Annotated in this window: 3 protein-coding genes and 1 pseudogene; all 4 read right to left on the bottom strand. The window is 71.7% G+C overall.

The window, feature by feature from the left end; genetic code table 11:
* Positions 1-9: 9 nt before the first annotated feature.
* Positions 10-1353, bottom strand: a complete 1344-nt coding sequence (locus tag ACIGXW_RS15920) for a cysteate synthase (protein WP_399573525.1) — start codon at positions 1351-1353, stop codon at positions 10-12.
* On the bottom strand, positions 1350-1925 hold the full coding sequence (locus tag ACIGXW_RS15915; RefSeq protein WP_399573523.1) for a cysteine dioxygenase: 576 nt from the start codon (positions 1923-1925) through the stop codon (positions 1350-1352). Before ACIGXW_RS15915 ends, ACIGXW_RS15920 begins: the two co-directional genes overlap by 4 nt.
* Positions 1922-13072: pseudogene (locus tag ACIGXW_RS15910) on the bottom strand (amino acid adenylation domain-containing protein); the annotation flags it as partial. The pseudogene ACIGXW_RS15910 and the gene ACIGXW_RS15915, both read right to left, overlap by 4 nt.
* A 130-nt stretch (positions 13073-13202) precedes the next feature.
* On the bottom strand, positions 13203-19474 hold a 6272-nt coding region (locus ACIGXW_RS15905; RefSeq protein WP_399573522.1), incomplete at its 5' end, for an amino acid adenylation domain-containing protein.

The raw sequence follows: 19474 nt of genomic DNA, 5'->3' as shown, positions 1-19474 counted from the left end.
AGCAGGTTCTCAGATGAGCTGGACACGTCGGGCCCCCTTCGAGAAGGAATTGAGGATGTCGGACGAGATGGCTTCGGGCGCGCTGTCGGGATGCGCCGTCCGCAGGTCGGGACGGTGACAGGCGCCGTCCAGCGCCGCGAAGGAGCGCCGCCGCCCGCCGCCCGTCACATTGAGCAGGATCCGGGCGTCCTTCGGCACGCGGCCGTCGAGAACGGCGTCGCGCAGACAGGCGACGGCCACCGCCGCGGCCGGCTCGATGTCCACGCCCTCCAGTTCCTCGAACATCGCCGACGCGGCCAGCGCGGAGGTCCGGTCCGCGACGAGCATCTCGCCCGCACTGTGCGTCAGGATGTCCCGCACCCCGCCGGCCAGGGAGAACGGCGGCGCGGCGTTGACCAGTTCCGGCGCGAGCACCTGCCGCTGGCCGTCGGGATGCGCACCCTCCGCCCCGGTCCACGCCTCGTGGAGCGGGGCGAACTCCGCGTTCTGGCAGAGGAACAGGCGGGGCATCGCCTCATCCCCGCCGGACGACGCCGACGCACGGATGATGCGGCCGGCCGCCTCGTACGTCGCGATCGCACCGGCCCCGCTGCCGACCCCCTGGAAGTAGAAGTCCGGCAGCCGGCCCGTCTCCTCGTACGCGGTCAGCGCCACCACGGCCAGCCCGTCCCTGCGGCCGACGTTGCGGACGCCGCCCTCGGCGAAGAACTCGGGCGAGGACGCGACGAGCCGGCGGCTGTAGGCGATCGCCTGGTTGTACGTGGCACCCTCCAGTGCCACCACCTTCACGTGCTCCCCGACCTCCCCGGCGACCGCCAGGCCCGCGACGGCCCGCTCGGGAATCACCAGCAGGCACGGGAACGCGTAGTCCCGGCAGGCGGCCGCGAAGGCCGCCGCCGTATTGCCCGCGGACGCCACGACCATCACCCCGGCATCCTCGGGGACGCGCCCCAGGACCGTGTACGCCTCCAGTTCCTTGAACGTGCCCGAGCGCATGCCGCAGTTCCGCTCGGGCCAGTAGCCGCTGAAGGAGATCCACAGATCCCGCAGCCCGAGCGCGCCGCCAAGGCCCTCGCTCCGGAACACCGCGGGCCTGCCGGAACCGGCCACCTCGCGCCGCACGGGCAGCCACTGGCGGTAGCGGAACACACCGGACGCGCCGGGATCGACGCCGAAGCCCTCGGCCTCGTACTCCGTACGGAGCATCGAATCGTCGCCGCACAGCGCACAGCCCGATCTCGTACCGTCATCGGCCACCCGCGCTCCGCATCGCGTGCAGACGAGCGAGTAGTGATCACCGGAATTAATGACGTACCTCCTGCAGAGATCCCCGCCGGAGCGGGGAGTTTTCACGACTGGGCGCTGACGCGCGGTTGCGGGTAGACGCGCCGGATGCTCGAGCCCAGCCGGCCGACGTCCGCCCCGTAGACATGGAGGGAGATCGCGCGCGTGGAACCCGAATTGCGCACGAGATGGATGTCGCCGGGAGGCGCGAACCCGCCGACCTCACCGGCGGAATTGACGATCACCTCGGTGGCCAGCAGCCGCTCGCCGCCGTCACCGCCGACGACGCGGTAGCGGTGCTCGGTCTCCTCGCCCTCGTGCACCCCGGTCACGCACCACGAGACGTGATCGTGCACCGGGGTCTCCTGACCCGGCAGCCAGACCAGGGCGACGACGGAGAAGCTCCCGTCCGGCTCCGTGTGCAGGACGTGCTGGCGGTACCCCGCCGGGTCGCCCTCGCACTGCGGCTCCGCCAGCAGCCCGGGACGGGTGAGGAACGGCCGCAGCCGCTCCGCCACCCGGTCCGCGGCCTGCGCCGGCGCCGACGCGCCCACCACGGCCTCGCGCACCGCCGCGACGAGCGCGGCGAGATCGCCGGCGAGCTGGGGGAGAGTGGCGCTGCCACCGTACTGCGGCGTCACTTGGACGACCTCCACATCTTCTGGACCAGATCAAGGTCGGCTTGGGAGAGGGACACCAGGGGCACGTCGGACGGGGTGTGCCCGCCGGCCTCCGGATCACGGGTGTGCTCGATCAGCACCCGCAGCGCCCGGAACCACGCCTCGGCCAGATCACGCATGTCGGCCTCGGCCAGCAGCTCCCCGGGCCACGACCACGTCACCGTCAGCCTCGGACCGTCCGCGTGGTCCTCGGTCATGGCGTTGACCGACAGCGCGTGCGGCAGCGGCATGCGCGGGTCGGCGCCCGTCAGACCGGTGTCCTCGGCGACCGGACGCCAGTCCCCGGCACCCGGGACACCGCTTCCGGTCCCGTGCCCGGCCCGGTCGCCCACCGCGAACCGGCCCAGGTAGTTGAAGCCGATCTGAGGCTGCGCCAGAGCGGCCAGCACCGGGCCCGTCTCCGGGTTGAGGTGGCGCAGCAGGCCGTAGCCCACCCCGTTGTCGGGCAGCGCCCGCAACTGCTCCTTGACCCGCTTGAGCGCGTCGCCCACGGCCGGCCCGGCGGCCCACACCTCGTCCCAGTCGTCGACGGCCGTATCCAGGCGCACCGGATAGATGCTGGTGAACCAGCCCACCGTCCGCGACAGATCGGCCCCGACCACGGCCTCCTCGCGGCCGTGCCCCTCCAGGTGCAGCAGCACCGAGGAGTCGCCGCCCCGCCCCAGCCGCCGGCGCCGGTCGGCCACCGCCAGGGCCAGGCCCGTCAGCAGCACGTCGTTGACCCCGGCGTGGAAGGCCGCCGGCACCCGCGTGAGCAGGGCCTCGGTCTCCTCCACCGGCAGCGACATGGTCACCGAACGGGCCGAGCCGACCACATCGACCAGCGGGTCGAACGCCCGGCCGCCCAGCAGCGGGTCGTCGCCCTCCAGGATGCCCTGCCAGGTCGTCAGCTCCGCCGCCCGCGACGAGCTGCGCGCGAGGGCCGTCAGCCCGTCGGCCCAGCGGCGCAGCGACGTACCGGTCGGCTCCGGAGCGGGCCTGCGGCCCGCCGCCAGCTCCGCCCACGCCGCTTCCAGGTCGGTCAGCAGGATCCGCCACGACACACCGTCGACCACCAGGTGGTGCAGCACCAGCAGCAGCCGCCCGGACTCGCGCGGACCCGCGTCGAACCACACGACCTGGACCATCGCCCCGGCGTCGGGAGCGAGCCGGTCCCGCGCGGCCAGGGCCTCCTCGGCCGTCACCGCGCGGCGCGCCTCCTCGTCCGTACCGGTCACGTCGACCCGGCGGACGCACGCGTCGGCGCGCACCGCGCCCCGCTCCGCGATCTCCAGCTCCCACCGGTCGTCGCCGTCCGTCCGGGACAGCCGCATGCGCAGGGCGTCGTGGTGGTCCAGCAGCGCCTGCACGGCCGTGGTCAGCCGGACCTGGCCCAGGGTGGCCGGCACGCTCAGCAGCACGGACTGGTTGAACCCCTCCACCGGGCCGCCGCGCTCACGCAGCCAGTGCACGATCGGCGTCGGTTCGAGGGGGCCGGTCCCGTCCCGCGGATCCTCCGCCACGGCCCCGTCCGCCTCGGCGGTGACGGCGACCGCGGACAGCGCCTCGACGGTCTTGCAGCGGAACACGTCCGCGGGCGAGACGACCAGACCGGCCTTCCGGGCCCGGCTCACCAGCTGGATCGACAGGATGCTGTCGCCGCCGAGCTCGAAGAAGTTGTCGTCGATGCCGACCGTCTCCAGGCCGAGGACCTCGGCGAAGAGGCCGCAGAAGACCTCTTCCTGGGGCGTGCGGGGCCTGCGGCCGGTGGTGAGGGCCGTGTAGTCGGGTGCGGGGAGGGCCTTGCGGTCGAGCTTGCCGTTGGGCGTGAGGGGGAGGGCCTCCAGGGTGAGGACGGTGCTGGGGACCATGTAGTCGGGGAGGCGTCCGGCGAGGGCCGCCCGGAGGGTGTCCGTCGACAGCTCCGCGCTCTCGGCGACGACGTAGGCGACCAGTCGCTTGTCACCGGGCCGGTCCTCGCGCACGACGGCGGCGGCGTGGGCCACGTGCGGCTGTGCGGCCAGGGCGGCCTCGATCTCGCCGAGTTCGATGCGGAAGCCCCGGATCTTGACCTGGTCGTCGGCCCGGCCCAGATACTCCAGGCTCCCGTCCACCCGGCGGCGTACGACGTCACCGGTGCGGTACATGCGCGCACCCGTGGCGCTGTGGGGATCGGCCACGAACCGTTCCGCCGTGAGGGCGGGCCGGCCCAGGTAGCCGCGGGCGAGACCGGCACCGGCGACGTAGAGCTCGCCGGGGACCCCGAGGGGAGCCGGCCGCAGCCTGTCGTCGAGGACGTACGTCCTCAGGTCGGCGATCCGCTGCCCGATCAGGCTGCCCGACCCGGCGGCGGCCGACGCACGGGTGAGGGTCTTCCACGTGACGTGCACGGTGGTCTCGGTGATGCCGTACATGTTCACCAGAGCGGGCGCGTCGTCGGCGTGCCGCTCGTACCAGCCCTTGAGGTGGCCCGGTTCGAGCGCCTCGCCGCCGAAGACGACCAGGCGCAGCGCCAGGTCCTGGCCGAGCGCCGGGTTCTCGGCGTCGGCCTGCGCCAGCTGGTGGAACGCGGTCGGCGTCTTGTTGAGGACGGTGACCTTCTCCCGGACCAGCAGCCCGAGGAAGTCGGCCGGGGTACGGGAGGTCCGGTGCGGGACGACCACGAGGCGGCCGCCGTGCAGCAGGGGGCCCCACAGCTCCCAGACGGAGAAGTCGAAGGCGAAGGAGTGGAACAGCGTCCACACGTCGTCGCCCGTGAAGCGGAACGTGTCCTGGGTGGCGCCGAAGAGCCGCACCACGTTCCGGTGCGGGACGACCACGCCCTTGGGCCGGCCGGTGGAGCCGGAGGTGTAGATGACGTACGCGGGGTGGCCGGGCCGCAGGGAATCACCCCGGCCGGGGTCGGTGTGCGGCAGGCCGCGCAGGAGCGCCCCGGTCGCGGGATCGTCCAGCACCACCCGCTCGGGACCGCTCCCCGGCAGGCGGGACGCGGTCCGCGCGTCGGTCAGCACCCGCACGGGCCGGGCGTCCGCGAGCGTGTAGGCGATGCGGTCGGTGGGGTAGTCGGGGTCGATGGGCAGGTAGGCGGCCCCGGCCTTGAGCACGGCCAGGACGGCGACGACCAGCTCGGCGGAGCGGGGCAGCGCGATCGCGACGATCTGCTCGGGGCCGGTGCCCCGGTTCATGAGGTGGTGGGCGAGCCGGTTGGCCCGGCTGTTGAGCTCGGCGTAGCTGAGCTCCTCACCCTCGAACACCACCGCGGTGGCATCGGGCGTGCGGGCCGCCTGCCGCTCGAACAGCTCGGGGATCGTGACCGCGGGGACCTCGGGGGAGCGGGAGGTGTCGTTCCACTCGGTCAGGATCCGGTGCCGCTCCCGGTCGGAGAGGACATCCACCTCCCCGACGGTCCGCTCGGGGTCGGCGACGACGGCTTCGAGCAGACGCACCAGTCGCTGCGACAGCAGCTCCACCGTGGAACGGTCGAACAGATCGGTCGCGTAATCGGCCTGCCCCTCGATGCCGGACGGGCTTCCGTCGGCGGCGAAGCGTTCCGCCAGGGTGAATCCCAGGTCGAACTTGGCGGCGCCCGGCCCCAGCGGTTCGACGGCGACGTCGACGCCGGGGAGGCCGAGCGTGGCCGCCGTGTTGTTCTGCAGCGTCAGGACGACCTGGAACAGCGGGTGCCGCGCCATGGAACGGACCGGGCTCAGCACCTCCACCAGCCGCTCGAACGGCACGTCCTGGTGGGCGAAGGCCGCGAGGTCCGTCTCCCGTACCCGCTCCAGCAGCTCCCGGAACGTCGGGTCGCCCGAGGTGTCCGTGCGCAGGACGAGGGTGTTGACGAAGAAGCCGACCAGGTCGTCGAGCGCGTCGTCGGTGCGGCCCGCGATCGGAGAGCCGATCGGGATGTCCGTACCCGCGCCGAGGCGGGTCAGCAGAGCGGCCAGGGCCGCCTGCATCACCATGAACACGCTCGTACCCTGAGCACGCGCGAGGTCGACGACCCGCCCGTGCAGTGCGGCGTCGACACCGAAGAACACGGAGCCGCCCTCGTGCGACGCCACGGGCGGCCGGCCGCGGTCGAAGGGCAGCGGCAGCTCCTCGGGAACGCCGGCCAGCGTCTGCTGCCAGTGGGCCAGCTGCCGGGCGACCAGGCTCCCGGAGTCCTTCTCGTCGCCCAGGAGTTCACGCTGCCAGAGCGTGTAGTCGGCGTACTGCACCGGCAGCGCCGCCCAGCCGGGCGCCGCCCCCTCGATCCGTGCGGCGTAGGCCGTGGACAGGTCCCGGGCCAGGGGCGCCATGGACCAGCCGTCCCCGGCGATGTGGTGCATGACCAGCAGCAGGACGTGCTCGTCCGGGCCGGTGGCGAACAGCGACAGTCGCAGCGGCAGGTCGGCGCCCAGATCGAACGCGAAGCCCGCGTCCCTCCGCAGCAGCACGCCCAGGTCCTGCCCGCCGGAGACCGCGGTCTCGGTGAACGACAGCAGCCCGGCGGCCTCGCCCGGCTCCAGCACCCGCTGGTACGGCTGGGCGTCGGCGTCCTCGGGGAAGACCGTCCGCAGGCTCTCGTGCCGGGCGACGACATCGCCCAGGGCCGCCCTGAGGGCCGCCGCGTCGAGCGGCCCGGAGAGGCGGAGCGCCATGGGCACGTTGTAGGTGGCGCTCGGGCCCTCGAGCCGGCCGATGAGCCACAGCCGGCGCTGCGCGAACGACAACGGCAGCCGCTCGGGCCGGACCGCCGGCAGCAGCGACGGCCGTACGACCTCGCCCCCGCCCTCGGCCAGCCGGCCGGCCAGGCCCGCGACGGTCGGCGCCTCGAACAGCACCCGGATGCCGAGCTCCGCGCCCAGCGTCGAACGGACCCGGCTGATCAGACGCGTGGCGAGCAGCGAGTGCCCGCCGAGCTCGAAGAAGCTGTCGTCGATGCCGACCCGCTCCACGCCCAGCACCTCGGCGAACAGCCCGCACAGCACCTCCTCCCGCGGCGTCCGCGCCTCACGGCCCCCGGCCAGCGCGTCGAAGTCCGGCGCGGGCAGGGCAGCGCGGTCGAGCTTGCCGTTCGGGTTCAACGGCAGCGCGTCCAGCACCACCACGGCGGCCGGGACCATGTACGCGGGGAACCGCTCCATCAGATAGGCCCGCAGCTCCCGCGCGTCGAGCGGGACCGCACCCGAATCCGCGCCGGCCGCCGGCGCGGGCACCGCGTAGGCGATCAGCCGCTGGTCGCCCGGGACGTCCTCGCGGACCCGCGCCACGGCACGGGAGACCCCCGGATGCTGCGCCAGCACCGACTCGATCTCGCCGAGCTCGATCCGGAAACCGCGCACCTTCACCTGGTCGTCCGCACGGCCCAGGCACTGCAGCAGGCCGTCGGCCGTCCACCGGGCGACGTCCCCGGTCCGGTACATCCGCTCGCCCGGACCGCCGAACGGATCCGCCACGAACCGCTCCGCGGACAGCCCCGGCCGCCCGATGTACCCGCGCCCCACCTGGGCGCCCGCGACGTACAGCTCACCCGCCATGCCCGGCGGCAACGGCCGCAGCCCGTCGTCGAGGACGTAGACGCGGGTGTTCCACATGGGCCGGCCGATCGGCACCGGACCCGGGACGTCGAGCGGCCGCCCGACCTCGATCGGATTGTCCAGGCAGCCCACGGTCACCTCGGTCGAACCGTAGTGATTGACCACGGCGGCGTCCGGATGGGCGGCGCGCCAGGCCCGCAGCCGCTCCACGGAAATGCCCTCGCCGCCGATCATGAGCTGCCCCGCCCACGACCCCGACAACCTGTCGGCCAGCAGCGGCAGATGGCTGGGCGTGACCTTGAGGAACGTGAAGTCCCCGAAATCCTCCGCCGCGACGTTCTCGATCGCCGACACACGGACACAGCCGCCGACGGTGAGCACGGCGTGCAGCGTCGTCACGATCGCCCCGAACGCGAACGAGGCGTGCAGAAGCACGGTGCCCTTCACACCCGGGTACGCGCTCCAGCACCGCACCGTGTAGTTCGTCAGGCTGTGGTGCTCGACCACGACGCCCTTGGGCAGGCCCGTCGAGCCGGACGTGTAGATGAGGTACGCCGGGTGGGACAGCGACAACGGCGCCGTGCGCTCCGCGTCGGTGACATCCGTACCGGCGAGCGAGGCCAGGCTCGCCACGGTCGCCGGGTCGTCCAGCACGACCCGTCGGGGACCGTCGGCGGGCAGCAGCCCCGCCGCCCCGCGAACCGTCAGCACACACGCCGGAGCCGCGTCCTCCAGCATGAACGCCACGCGCTCCGCCGGATACTCCGGATCGATGGGCAGATAGGCGGCCCCGGCCTTCAGCACGGCCAGCAGCGCCACGACCATCTTCTCCGAGCGGGGGAAGGCCAGCGCCACCACCCGCTCCGGACCGATGCCCATGCCGACCAGCAGCCGCGCCAGCCGGTTAGCCTGCTCGTTCGCCTCGGCGTAGCTCAGCACCGTGTCCTCGAACACGAGCGCCGGCGCGTCGGGTGTACGGGCCACCTGCTCCTCGAACAACGCCGGAACCGTCGCCGCCGGCACCTCGTGCCGGGTGTCGTTCCACTCCACGAGCAGCTTGTGGCGCTCGTCCTCGGACAGCACCTCCACCCGGCTCAGCGGCGCGTGCGGATCGGCGACCACCGCCGCCAGCAGCCGCTCGAAGCGGCGCGCCATCGTCTCGACCGTGCCCTGGTCGAACAGGTCCTTCGCGAAGTCGAAGGTCCCCGAGAGGCCGGTCGCGGCCCCGTCGGCGCCCCGCTGCTCACTGACGTGCACACCGAGGTCGAACTTGGACCGGATGGCGGCCACGTGCTCCATGCCGACGCTCAGCCCCGGCAGCTCCAGCACCGCCTCGGCGTTGTTCTCGAACCCGAACATCACCTGGAAGAGAGGGTGCCGGGCCATCGAGCGCGTGGGGTTGAGCGCCTCCACCACGTGCTCGAACGGGACGTGCTGATGCGCGAAGGCGGCCAGGTCCACCTGACGGACCCGCTCCAGCAGATCGGCGAAGCTCGGCCTGCCGGACGTGTCGACGCGGAACACCAGCGTGTTCGAGAAGAAGCCGACGAGGTCGTCGAGCCCGTCGTCGGTCCGGCCGGCGACCGGCGAGCCGATCGGGATGTCCTCACCCGCGCCGAGGCGGGTGAGCAGCGCCGCGAGGGCGGCCTGCATCACCATGAACACCGTGGACCGGTGCTCCGCCGCCAGGTCCAGCAGCCCCTGGTGAACGGCGGCGTCGACCGTGAAGGAGGCCGTACCGCCCTCGTACGACGCCACGGCGGGACGCGGCCGGTCGGCCGGCAGCTGAAGCTCCTCGGGGGCACCGGCGAGGGCCTGCTGCCAGTGGGCGAGCTGCCGGGCGATCAGGCTCTCGGGGTCGTTCTCGTCGCCGAGGAGCTCGCGCTGCCAGAGCGTGTAGTCGGCGTACTGCACGGGCAGCGGCGCCCAGGCGGGCGCACGGCCGTGAAGGCGCGCGGCGTACGCGGCGGAAAGGTCCTTGGCCAGGGGCGCCATGGACCAGCCGTCCCCGGCGATGTGGTGCATGACGAGCAGGAGTACGTGCTGGCCGGGGCCGGTGGTGAAGAGGCGTGCGCGGAGGGGGAGGTCGGTGGCGAGGTCGAATGGGCGGGTGGCCTCGGCGGCGAGCAGAGTGGGGAGCTCGGCGGCGTCGGCCGGGACGATGCCGAGGACGGGGCTGAGCTCGGCCATGTCGAGGATGCGCTGGTAGGGCTGTCCGTCGGCGTCCTCGGGGAAGACGGTGCGCAGGCTCTCGTGCCGGGTGACGACGTCGTGGAGGGCTGCCTGCAGTGCCTGCTCGTCGAGGGTGCCGGTGAGGCGGACGGCGAGCGGCATGTTGTAGGTGGCGTTCGGGCCCTCGAGCTGGCTGATGAACCACAACCGGCGCTGCGCGAACGACAACGGCAGGCGCTCGGGGCGGACTTCCGCCGGCATCAGCGGCGGGTGTGCCGCCTCCGCGTCTTCGGTGAGTTGGTCGGCGAGGCCGGCGACGGTGGGGGTTTCGAAGAGGGTGCGGATGGCGAGTTCGGTGCCGAGGGTGGTGCGGATGCGGCTGATGAGGCGGGTGGCGAGGAGGGAGTGGCCGCCGAGGTCGAAGAAGTTGTCGTCGATGCCGACGGTGTCGAGGCTGAGGACTTCGGCGAAGAGGTTGCAGAGGGTTTCTTCGTGGGGGGTGCGGGGTGTGCGGTTGGTGGTGAGGGCGGCGTAGTCCGGTGCGGGCAGGGCCTTGCGGTCGAGCTTGCCGTTGGGGGTGAGGGGGAGGGTGTCGAGGGTGAGGACGGTGCCGGGGACCATGTAGTCGGGGAGACGCCCGGCTATGGCGGAGCGGAGAGTCTCGGAGGTCGGCTCCGCACCCTCGTCCGGGACGACGTAGGCGACCAGTCGCTTGTCGCCGGGCAGGTCCTCGCGCACCAGCACGACCGCCTGGGCGACGTGGGGGTGGGCGGTGAGTGCGGCTTCGATTTCGCCGAGTTCGATGCGGAAGCCTCGGATTTTGACCTGGTGGTCGGTGCGGCCGAGGTATTCGAGGGTTCCGTCGGTGCGGTGGCGTACGAGGTCGCCGGTGCGGTACATGCGTGCGCCGGTGCCGGTGAAGGGGTCGGCTACGAACCGTTCGGCGGTGAGGGCGGGTCGGTTGAGGTAGCCGCGTGCGAGGCCGGTGCCGGCGAGGTAGAGCTCGCCGGGGGTGCCGGGTGGCACGGGCTGGAGGCGGTCGTCGAGGACGTAGGTGCTCGTGTTCCAGATGGGTGCGCCGATGGGGACGGTGGTGGTGTTGGCGTCTTCGGTGCGGCATTCCCATTCGGTGACGTCTACGGATGCTTCGGTGGGGCCGTAGAGGTTGTGGAGCGGGGTGGTGGTGAGAGCCCGGTGGAACTGGGTCTGGATTGCGTGGGGGAGTGCTTCGCCGCTGGCGAAGACGTGGCGGAGTGTGGTGCAGCGGCCGGCGTCCGGGTGGGCCAGGAAGGTCTGGAGCATGGACGGCACGAAGTGGGTGACCGTGACCTGCTGCTTACGTATGAGGCCGGTGAGGTAGGCGGGGTCCTTGTGGCCGTCGGGCTTGGCGACGACGAGACGGGCGCCGGTGATCAGGGGCCAGAAGAATTCCCAGACCGAGACGTCGAAGCTGGAGGGCGTCTTCTGCAGGACCCTGTCGTCGGCGGTGAGTTCGTAGCGTGACTGCATCCACAGCAGGCGGTTGACGATTCCGCTGTGGGGGACGACGACGCCCTTGGGCCGGCCGGTGGAGCCGGAGGTGTAGATGACGTAGGCGGGCTGGCCGGGAAGCAGATTCCGGTCGGGGTTGTCGACGGTGTCGGTCGTGGTGGCACCGGCGTGGTCGTCGAGGACGATCACGGGGACCTCGGACCGGGGGATCACCGGCAGAGTCTGCGTGTTGGTGATGACGCACGCAGGTGCCGCGTCGCTGAGCATGTAGGCGATGCGGTCGGCCGGGTAGTCCGGGTCCACCGGCAGATACGCCGCACCGGCCTTGAGCACGGCCACGAGCGAGACGATGAGCTCGATGGAGCGGGGCAGCGCGATCGCGACGATCTGCTCGGGTCCGGTGCCCGTGCTGATGAGGCGATGGGCGAGCTGGTTGGCGCGGACGTTCAGCTCGGCGTAGGTGAGTTCCTCGCCCTCGAAGACCACGGCAGTGGCGTCAGGGGTGCGGGCTGCCTGCTGCTCGATGAGGTCGGGCAGAGTCGTCTGCGGAACCTCATGGAACGTGTCGTTCCACTCGGTGAGCAGCCGCTGTCGCTCCTCGGCGGAGAGGATCTCCACCCGTCCGATGGGCCGCTCGGGATCGGCCACGACGGCGTCGAGCAGCCGCACGAGCCGCTCCGCCACCAGCTCCACGGTGGCCGCGTCGAAGACGTCCGCGGCGTATTCCACATGGCCCTCGACACCCGCCGGGCTGCCGTCCGCGGCGAAGGACTCACCGAGGTGGAACCCGAGGTCGAACTTGGCGGCCACCATCTCCAGCGGTTCGAGGCCGACGTCGATGCCGGGCAGGTCGAGGCCGGCGGCGGTGTTGTTCTGGAAGGCCAGCATGACCTGGAACAGCGGGTGCCGGGCCATGGAACGGGTCGGGTTGAGGACCTCCACGAGCCGCTCGAACGGCAGGTCCTGGTGGGCGTAGGCCGCGAGGTCCGTCTCCCGCACCCGCTCCAGCAGCTCCCGGAACGTCGGGTCGCCCGAGGTGTCCGTGCGCAGGACGAGGGTGTTGACGAAGAAGCCGACGAGATCGTCCAGCGCCACGTCGGTCCGGCCGGCGATGGGCGAGCCGATGGGGATGTCCGTACCCGCGCCGAGGCGGGTCAGCAGGGCGGCGAGGCCGGCCTGCATCACCATGAACACGCTCGTGCCCTGCTCGCGGGCGAGCGCCGCGATCCGCCCGTGCAGCTCCGCGTCCAGCCCCAGCGGCACCGAGCCGCCCTTGTGCGAGGCGACGGCCGGGCGGGGCCGGTCGAAGGGGAGCCGCAGCTCCTCCGGAACGCCCTCCAGCGTCTTCCGCCAATACGTGATCTGGTTGGAGACGACGCTCTCGGGGTCGTCCTCGTCGCCGAGGAGTTCACGCTGCCAGAGCGTGTAGTCGGCGTACTGCACCGGCAGTTCGTCCCATGAGGGGGCCAGGCCCCCGGTCCGCGCCGCGTACGCCGAGGACAGGTCCCGGGCCAGGGGCGCCATGGACCAGCCGTCCGCGGCGATGTGGTGCAGCACCAGCAGCAGGACGTGCTCGTCCGGACCCTTGGTGAACAGCCACGCGCGCAGGGGCAGGTCGTGCGCCAGGTCGAACTCGCAGCGTGCCGCGCGCTCCAGCGCCGACGTCAGCTCCTGCTCGTCGGCGACCTCCGCCCTGACGAACTCCAGCAGCCCGGCCGCCTCGGCCTGCCCCAGGATCCGCTGGTACGGCTCCCCCTCCGGCCCCTCGGGGAAGACGGTCCGCAGGCTCTCGTGCCGGTCGACGACATCACCCAGGGCCGCCTGCAGGGCGTCGTGGTCCAGCGCACCGGACATACGCACCGCGAGCGGTCCGTTGTACGTGGCGCTCGGGCCCTCCAGTCGGCTGATGAACCACAGCCGCCGCTGCGCGAACGACAAAGGAATCATGTCATCTCCTTCATTTTTGAACCCACATCGCGCGTGGGCCCAAAGGGCAGTACAAAACGGCGAACAGGCTTGGTGCCGTTCTGCCGGCACACGGAACGAACCACTGCTTCTGTCGGTCTTCGCTGCGTCAGTCGGGCCTGCGCATCCGCCGCAGTGCCGGGCGACGGGCCTGGCCGGACGCCGGGAGCCGCCCGGCCAGACCGGCCACCGTCGGCGCCTCGAACAGTTCACGGATCTGCAGTTCCACACCGAGGGCCGCCCGCACCTGGCTGACGAGGCGCGTGGCGAGCAGCGAGTGCCCGCCGAGGTCGAAGAAGCTGTCGTCGATGCCGACCCGCTCCAGGCCGAGCACCTCGGCGAACAGCCCGCACAGGATCTCCTCCTGCGGCGTGCGCGGACGGCGCCCGGTGGAGAGGGCCTCGAAGTCGGGAGCGGGGAGGGCCTTGCGGTCCAGCTTGCCGCTCGGGGACAACGGCAGGGCGGGCAGGACCATGACCGCGGCCGGAACCATGTACTCCGGCAGTCGTCCGGCCACCGCCGCGCGCAGCTCGGCCGGCGCCGGACGGGCGTCGCCGGCAGGCACGACGTAGGCGACGAGCCGCTTGTCGCCGGGCCGGTCCTCGCGTGCGACGACGGCCGCGTGGGCGACCTGCGGTTGCGCGGCGAGGACGGCCTCGATCTCGCCCAGTTCGATGCGGAAGCCCCGGATCTTGACCTGGTCATCGGCCCGGCCCACGTACTCCAGGTTTCCGTCGGCGCGCCGGCGCACCACGTCACCGGTCCGGTACATCCGCTCGCCAGGGCCCCCGAACGGGTCGGCCACGAAGCGGTCCGCGGTCAGGGCGGGGCGCTTGAGGTAGCCGCGCGCCAGGCCCACTCCCGCGATGTACAGCTCACCCGCCACGCCCACGGGCACCGGACGCAGCCCGCCGTCGAGCACGTACACCCGCGTGTTCCAGACGGGGACGCCGATCGGGACCGAGACGTCGGCCCGGCCCTCGTCCCGGCACTCCCATTCCGTCATGTCGACCGTCGTCTCGGTCGGGCCGTAGACGTTGTGCAGCGGAACGTCGAGCGCCTTGAAGAACTCCGTCTGCAGTGAGGAGGGGACCGCCTCGGCACCCACGAAGACGTGGCGCAGCGAGGTGCATTCGCCGACGCCCCGGGCGGTGAGGAACGCCTGCAGCATCGAGGCCGGGAAGCCCGCGATCGTCACCTTGCTGTCGCGGATCAACGCGCTGATGTACGCCGGGTCCTTGTGCCCGTCCGGCTTGGCGAGCACCGTCACCGCCCCGGTGATCAGCGGCCAGAACAGCTCGCGCACCGAGCCGTCGAAGCTCGACGGCAACTGCTGGAGCACCCGGTCGTCCGCGGCGAGTTCGTACCGCTCCTGCATCGCCAGCAGGCGGTTGACGATTCCGCTCTGCGGGATCACCACTCCCTTGGGCCGGCCGGTGGAGCCGGAGGTGTAGATGACGTACGCGGGGTGGTCGGGGTGCGCGGTCCGGTCGGGGGCGGCGTCGGTACGGTCCGCGAGTGCGGCAGCGGTGCCGGGGTCGTCGAGGACGATCACGGGAGCGGTGGTGGACCCGACGACGGGCAGGGTCTGTGTGTCGGTGATGACGCAGGTGGGTGCAGCGTCGCCGAGCATGTAGGCGATGCGGTCGGCCGGGTAGTCCGGGTCGACGGGCAGGTACGCAGCCCCGGCCTTGAGCACGGCCATGAGCGCGACGACCATCTCGGGCGAGCGGGGCAGAGCGACGGCGACGATGTGCTCGGGGCCGGTGCCCGCGCCGATGAGGTGGTGGGCGAGCCGGTTGGCGCGGGCGTTGAGCCGGGCGTAGCTGAGGGCCTCGCCCTCGAAGAGCACGGCGGTGGCGTCGGGAGTACGGGCCGCCTGCTGCTCGAACAGCTCGGGGATGGAGGTCCGCGGAATGTCGTGGCGGGTGTCGTTCCATCCGGTGAGGAGCTGGTGTCGCTCCTGTTCGGAGAGGATCTCCACCTGTCCGACGGTGGTGGTGGGGTCGGTGACGACGGCGTCGAGCAGGCGGACCAGTCGCTGCGAGAGCAGCTCGACGGTGGAGCGGTCGAAAAGGTCCGTCGCGTAATCGGTGCAGCCGTCCATGCCCGCCGGGGCGCCGTCCGGAGTGAAGCGCTCCGTCAGCGTGAGACCGAGGTCGAACTTGGCGGTGGTCAGATCGAGGGGCTCGAGGCCGAAGTCGACGCCCGGGAGGTCGAGACCGGCCTCCGTGTTGTTCTGGAGAGCCAGCATGACCTGGAAGAGGGGGTGGCGGGCCATGGAGCGGACGGGGTTGAGGAGTTCCACGAGGCGTTCGAAGGGGAGGTCCTGGTGGGCGTAGGCCGCGAGGTCGGTGTCGCGGACGCGCTGGAGGAGCTCTTCGAAGGTGGGGTCGCCTGAGGTGTCGGTGCGCAGGACGAGGGTGTTGACGAAGAAGCCGACGAGGTCGTCGAGCGCGTCGTCGGTACGGCCTGCGATCGGGGAGCCGATGGGGATGTCGTTGCCGGCGCCGAGGCGGGTGAGCAGGGCGGCGAGAGCGGCCTGCATGACCATGAACACGCTCGTGCCCTGAGCACGCGCGAGGTCGACGATCCGCTGGTGCAGTTCCGCGTCGAGAGCCAGCGGCACTGAACCGCCCTTGTGGGAGGCGACGGCAGGACGCGCCCGGTCGAAGGGCAGCTCCAGCTCCTCGGGAATCCCGGCGAGGGTCTGCTTCCAGTACGTGGCCTGGTGGGAGATGACGCTCTCGGGGTCGTTCTCGTCGCCGAGGAGTTCGCGCTGCCAGAGCGTGTAGTCGGCGTACTGCACGGGCAGTGCCGTCCAGGCGGGGGCGGAGCCCTGAAGGCGCGCGGTATAGGAAACGGAAAGGTCGTGGGCGAGGGGGGCCAGGGACCAGCCGTCGCCCGCGATGTGGTGCATGACGAGCAGGAGTACGTGCTGGTCGGGGCCGGTGGCGAAGAGCCAGGCCCGCAGGGGCAGATCGACGGCCAGGTCGAACCCGCAGCTCGCGTGCTCGTGGAGGGCGGCGGACAGCTCGGCCTCGCCGGTGACCTCGGCCTCGGTGAACGCGAGCAGCTCGACGGCCCGGCCGGGCTGCAGCACCTGCTGGTACGGCTGACCGTCCGCGTCGTCGGGGAAGACGGTGCGCAGGCTCTCGTGCCGGCTGATGACGTCGTGGAGGGCTGCTTGGAGTGCCTGTTCGTCGAGGGCGCCGGTGAGGCGGACCGCCATGGGGATGTTGTAGGTGGCGTTCGCGCCTTCGAGCCGGCTGATGAGCCACAGCCGGCGCTGCGCGAACGACAGCGGCAGGCGGTCGGGGCGGACTGCCGGGACCAGCTCGGGTCGTACGGGTGTGGTGTCGGTGTCGGTGAGTTGGTCGGCGAGGCCGGCGACGGTGGGGGTTTCGAAGAGGGTGCGGATGGCGAGTTCGGTGCCGAGGGTGGTGCGGATGCGGCTGATGAGGCGGGTGGCGAGGAGGGAGTGGCCGCCGAGGTCGAAGAAGTTGTCGTCGATGCCGACGGTGTCGAGGCTGAGGACTTCGGCGAAGAGAGCGCAGAGGGTTTCTTCGTGGGGGTTGCGGGGTGTGCGGTTTGTGGTGAGGGCGGCGTAGTCGGGTGCGGGGAGGGCCTTGCGGTCGAGCTTGCCGTTGGGGGTGAGGGGGAGGGTGTCGAGGGTGAGGACGGTGCCGGGGACCATGTAGTCGGGGAGGCGGGTGGCGAGGGCTGCCCGGAGGGTGTCCGTCGACAGGTTGGCGCTCTCGGCGACGACGTAGGCGACCAGTCGCTTGTCGCCGGGCCGGTCCTCGCGGACGACGGCGGCGGCGTGGGCGATGTGCGGCTGTGCGGTGAGTGCGGCTTCGATTTCGCCGAGTTCGATGCGGAAGCCTCGGATTTTGACCTGGTGGTCGGTGCGGCCGAGGTATTCGAGGGTTCCGTCGGTGCGGTGGCGTACGAGGTCGCCGGTGCGGTACATGCGTGCACCGGTGCCGGTGAAGGGGTCGGCTACGAACCGTTCGGCGGTGAGGGCGGGCCGGTTGAGGTAGCCGCGTGCGAGGCCGGTGCCGGCGAGGTAGAGCTCGCCGGGGGTGCCGGGCGGGACGGGCTGGAGGCGGTCGTCGAGGACGTAGGTGCTCGTGTTCCAGATGGGTGCGCCGATGGGGACGGTGGTGGTGTTGTCGTCTTCGGTGCGGCATTCCCATTCGGTGACGTCTACGGATGCTTCGGTGGGGCCGTAGAGGTTGTGGAGCGGGGTGGTGGTGAGGGTGTTCCGGAACTGGGCCTGCACGGGGCCGGGGAGTGCTTCGCCGCTGGCGAAGACGTGGCGGAGTGTGGTGCAGCGGCCGGCGTCCGGGTGGGCCAGGAAGGTCTGGAGCATGGACGGCACGAAGTGCGTGACCGTCACCTGCTGCTTACGTATGAGGCCGGTGAGGTAGGCGGGGTCCTTGTGGCCGTCGGGCTTGGCGACGACGAGACGGGCGCCGGTGATCAGGGGCCAGAAGAATTCCCAGACCGAGACGTCGAAGCTGGAGGGCGTCTTCTGCAGGACCCGGTCGTCGGCGGTGAGTTCGTAGCGTGACTGCATCCACAGCAGGCGGTTGACGATTCCGCTGTGGGGGACGACGACGCCCTTGGGCCGGCCGGTGGAGCCGGAGGTGTAGATGACGTAGGCGGGCTGGCCGGGACGCAGAGTCCGGTCGGGGTTGCCCGTGAGCTCGGTGATGGTCCCGGGGTCGTCGAGGACGATCACGGGAGTGGTTGCGGACCCGACGACGGGCAGGGTCTGTGTGTCGGTGATGACGCAGGTGGGTGCCGCGTCGTCGAGCATGTAGGTGATGCGGTCGGCCGGGTAGTCCGGGTCGACGGGCAGGTACGCCGCACCGGCCTTGAGCACGGCCACGAGCGAGACGATGAGCTCGATGGAGCGGGGCAGGGCGATCGCGACGATCTGCTCGGGTCCGGTGCCCGTGCTGATGAGGTGGTGGGCAAGCCGGTTGGCGCGGACGTTGAGCTCGGCGTAGGTGAGTTCCTCGCCCTCGAAGACCACGGCAGTGGCGTCAGGAGTGAGGGCCGCCTGCTGCTCGATGAGGTCGGGCAGAGTCGTCTCCGGCACCTCATGGAACGTGTCGTTCCACTCGGTGAGCAGCCGCTGCCGCTCCTCGTCGGAGAGGATCTCCACCCGTCCGATGGGCCGCTCGGGATCGGCCACGACGGCGTCGAGCAGCCGCACCAGCCGCTCCGCCACCAGCTCCACGGTGGCCGCGTCGAAAAGGTCTGCGGCGAACTCGACCTGACCCTCGATGCCGGACGGGCCTCCGTCGGCGCCGAAACGCTCCGCCAGGGTGAATCCCAGGTCGAACTTCGCGGTGACCTGGCCGAGAGGCTCGACGTCGATGTCGACACCGACCAGCTCGAGGCCGGCGGCGGTGTTGTTCTGGAAGGCCAGCATGACCTGGAACAGCGGGTGCCGGGCCATGGACCGGACGGGGTTGACGAGCTCCACGAGCCGCTCGAACGGCAGGTCCTGGTGGGCGTAGGCCGCGAGGTCCGTCTCCCGGACCCGCTCCAGCAGCTCCCGGAACGTCGGGTCGCCGGACGTGTCCGTGCGCAGGACGAGGGTGTTGACGAAGAAGCCGACGAGGTCGTCGAGCGCGTCGTCGGTACGGCCTGCGATGGGCGAGCCGATGGGGATGTCGTTGCCGGCGCCGAGGCGGGTGAGCAGGGCGGCGAGGGCGGCCTGCATGACCATGAACACGCTCGTGCCCTGAGCACGCGCGAGGTCGACGACCCGCTGGTGCAGATCCGCGTCGAGAACCAGCGGCACCGAACCGCCTCGATAGGACGCCACGGCCGGGCGGGTCCGGTCGGCCGGGAGCTGCAACTCCTCGGGAAGGCCGGTGAGCTGCTCCTGCCAGTACGCGACCTGCTGGGCGACCAGGCTGTGGGCGTCGTCCTCGGCACCGAGGAGCTCACGCTGCCACAGGGCGTAGTCCGCGTACTGCACCGCCAGTTCGTTCCACTCGGGGGACAGTCCCCGGCAGCGTTCCGCGTAGGCCTGCGACAGATCCCGCATCAGGGGTGCCGTCGACCAGCCGTCTCCGGCGATGTGGTGCATGACGAGCAGGAGTACGTGCTGGTCGGGGCCGGTGGTGAAGAGGTGTGCGCGGAGGGGGAGGTCGGTGGCGAGGTCGAATGCGCGGGTGGCCTCGGCGGCGAGCAGAGCGGGGAGCTCGGCGGCGTCGGCCGGGACGACACTCAGGATCCCGCCCGGTTCCGCTACGTCGAGGATGCGCTGGTAGGGCTGTCCGTCGGTGTCCTCGGGGAAGACGGTGCGCAGGCTCTCGTGCCGGGTGACGACGTCGTGGAGGGCTGCTTGGAGTGCCT

Origin of the sequence: Streptomyces sp. NPDC053079 (assembly GCF_044546695.1) — a bacterium.
GTDB lineage: Bacteria > Actinomycetota > Actinomycetes > Streptomycetales > Streptomycetaceae > Streptomyces.
The sequence above is the reverse complement of the archived record's forward strand: the minus strand, read 5'-3'. Positions and strand labels throughout refer to the sequence as shown.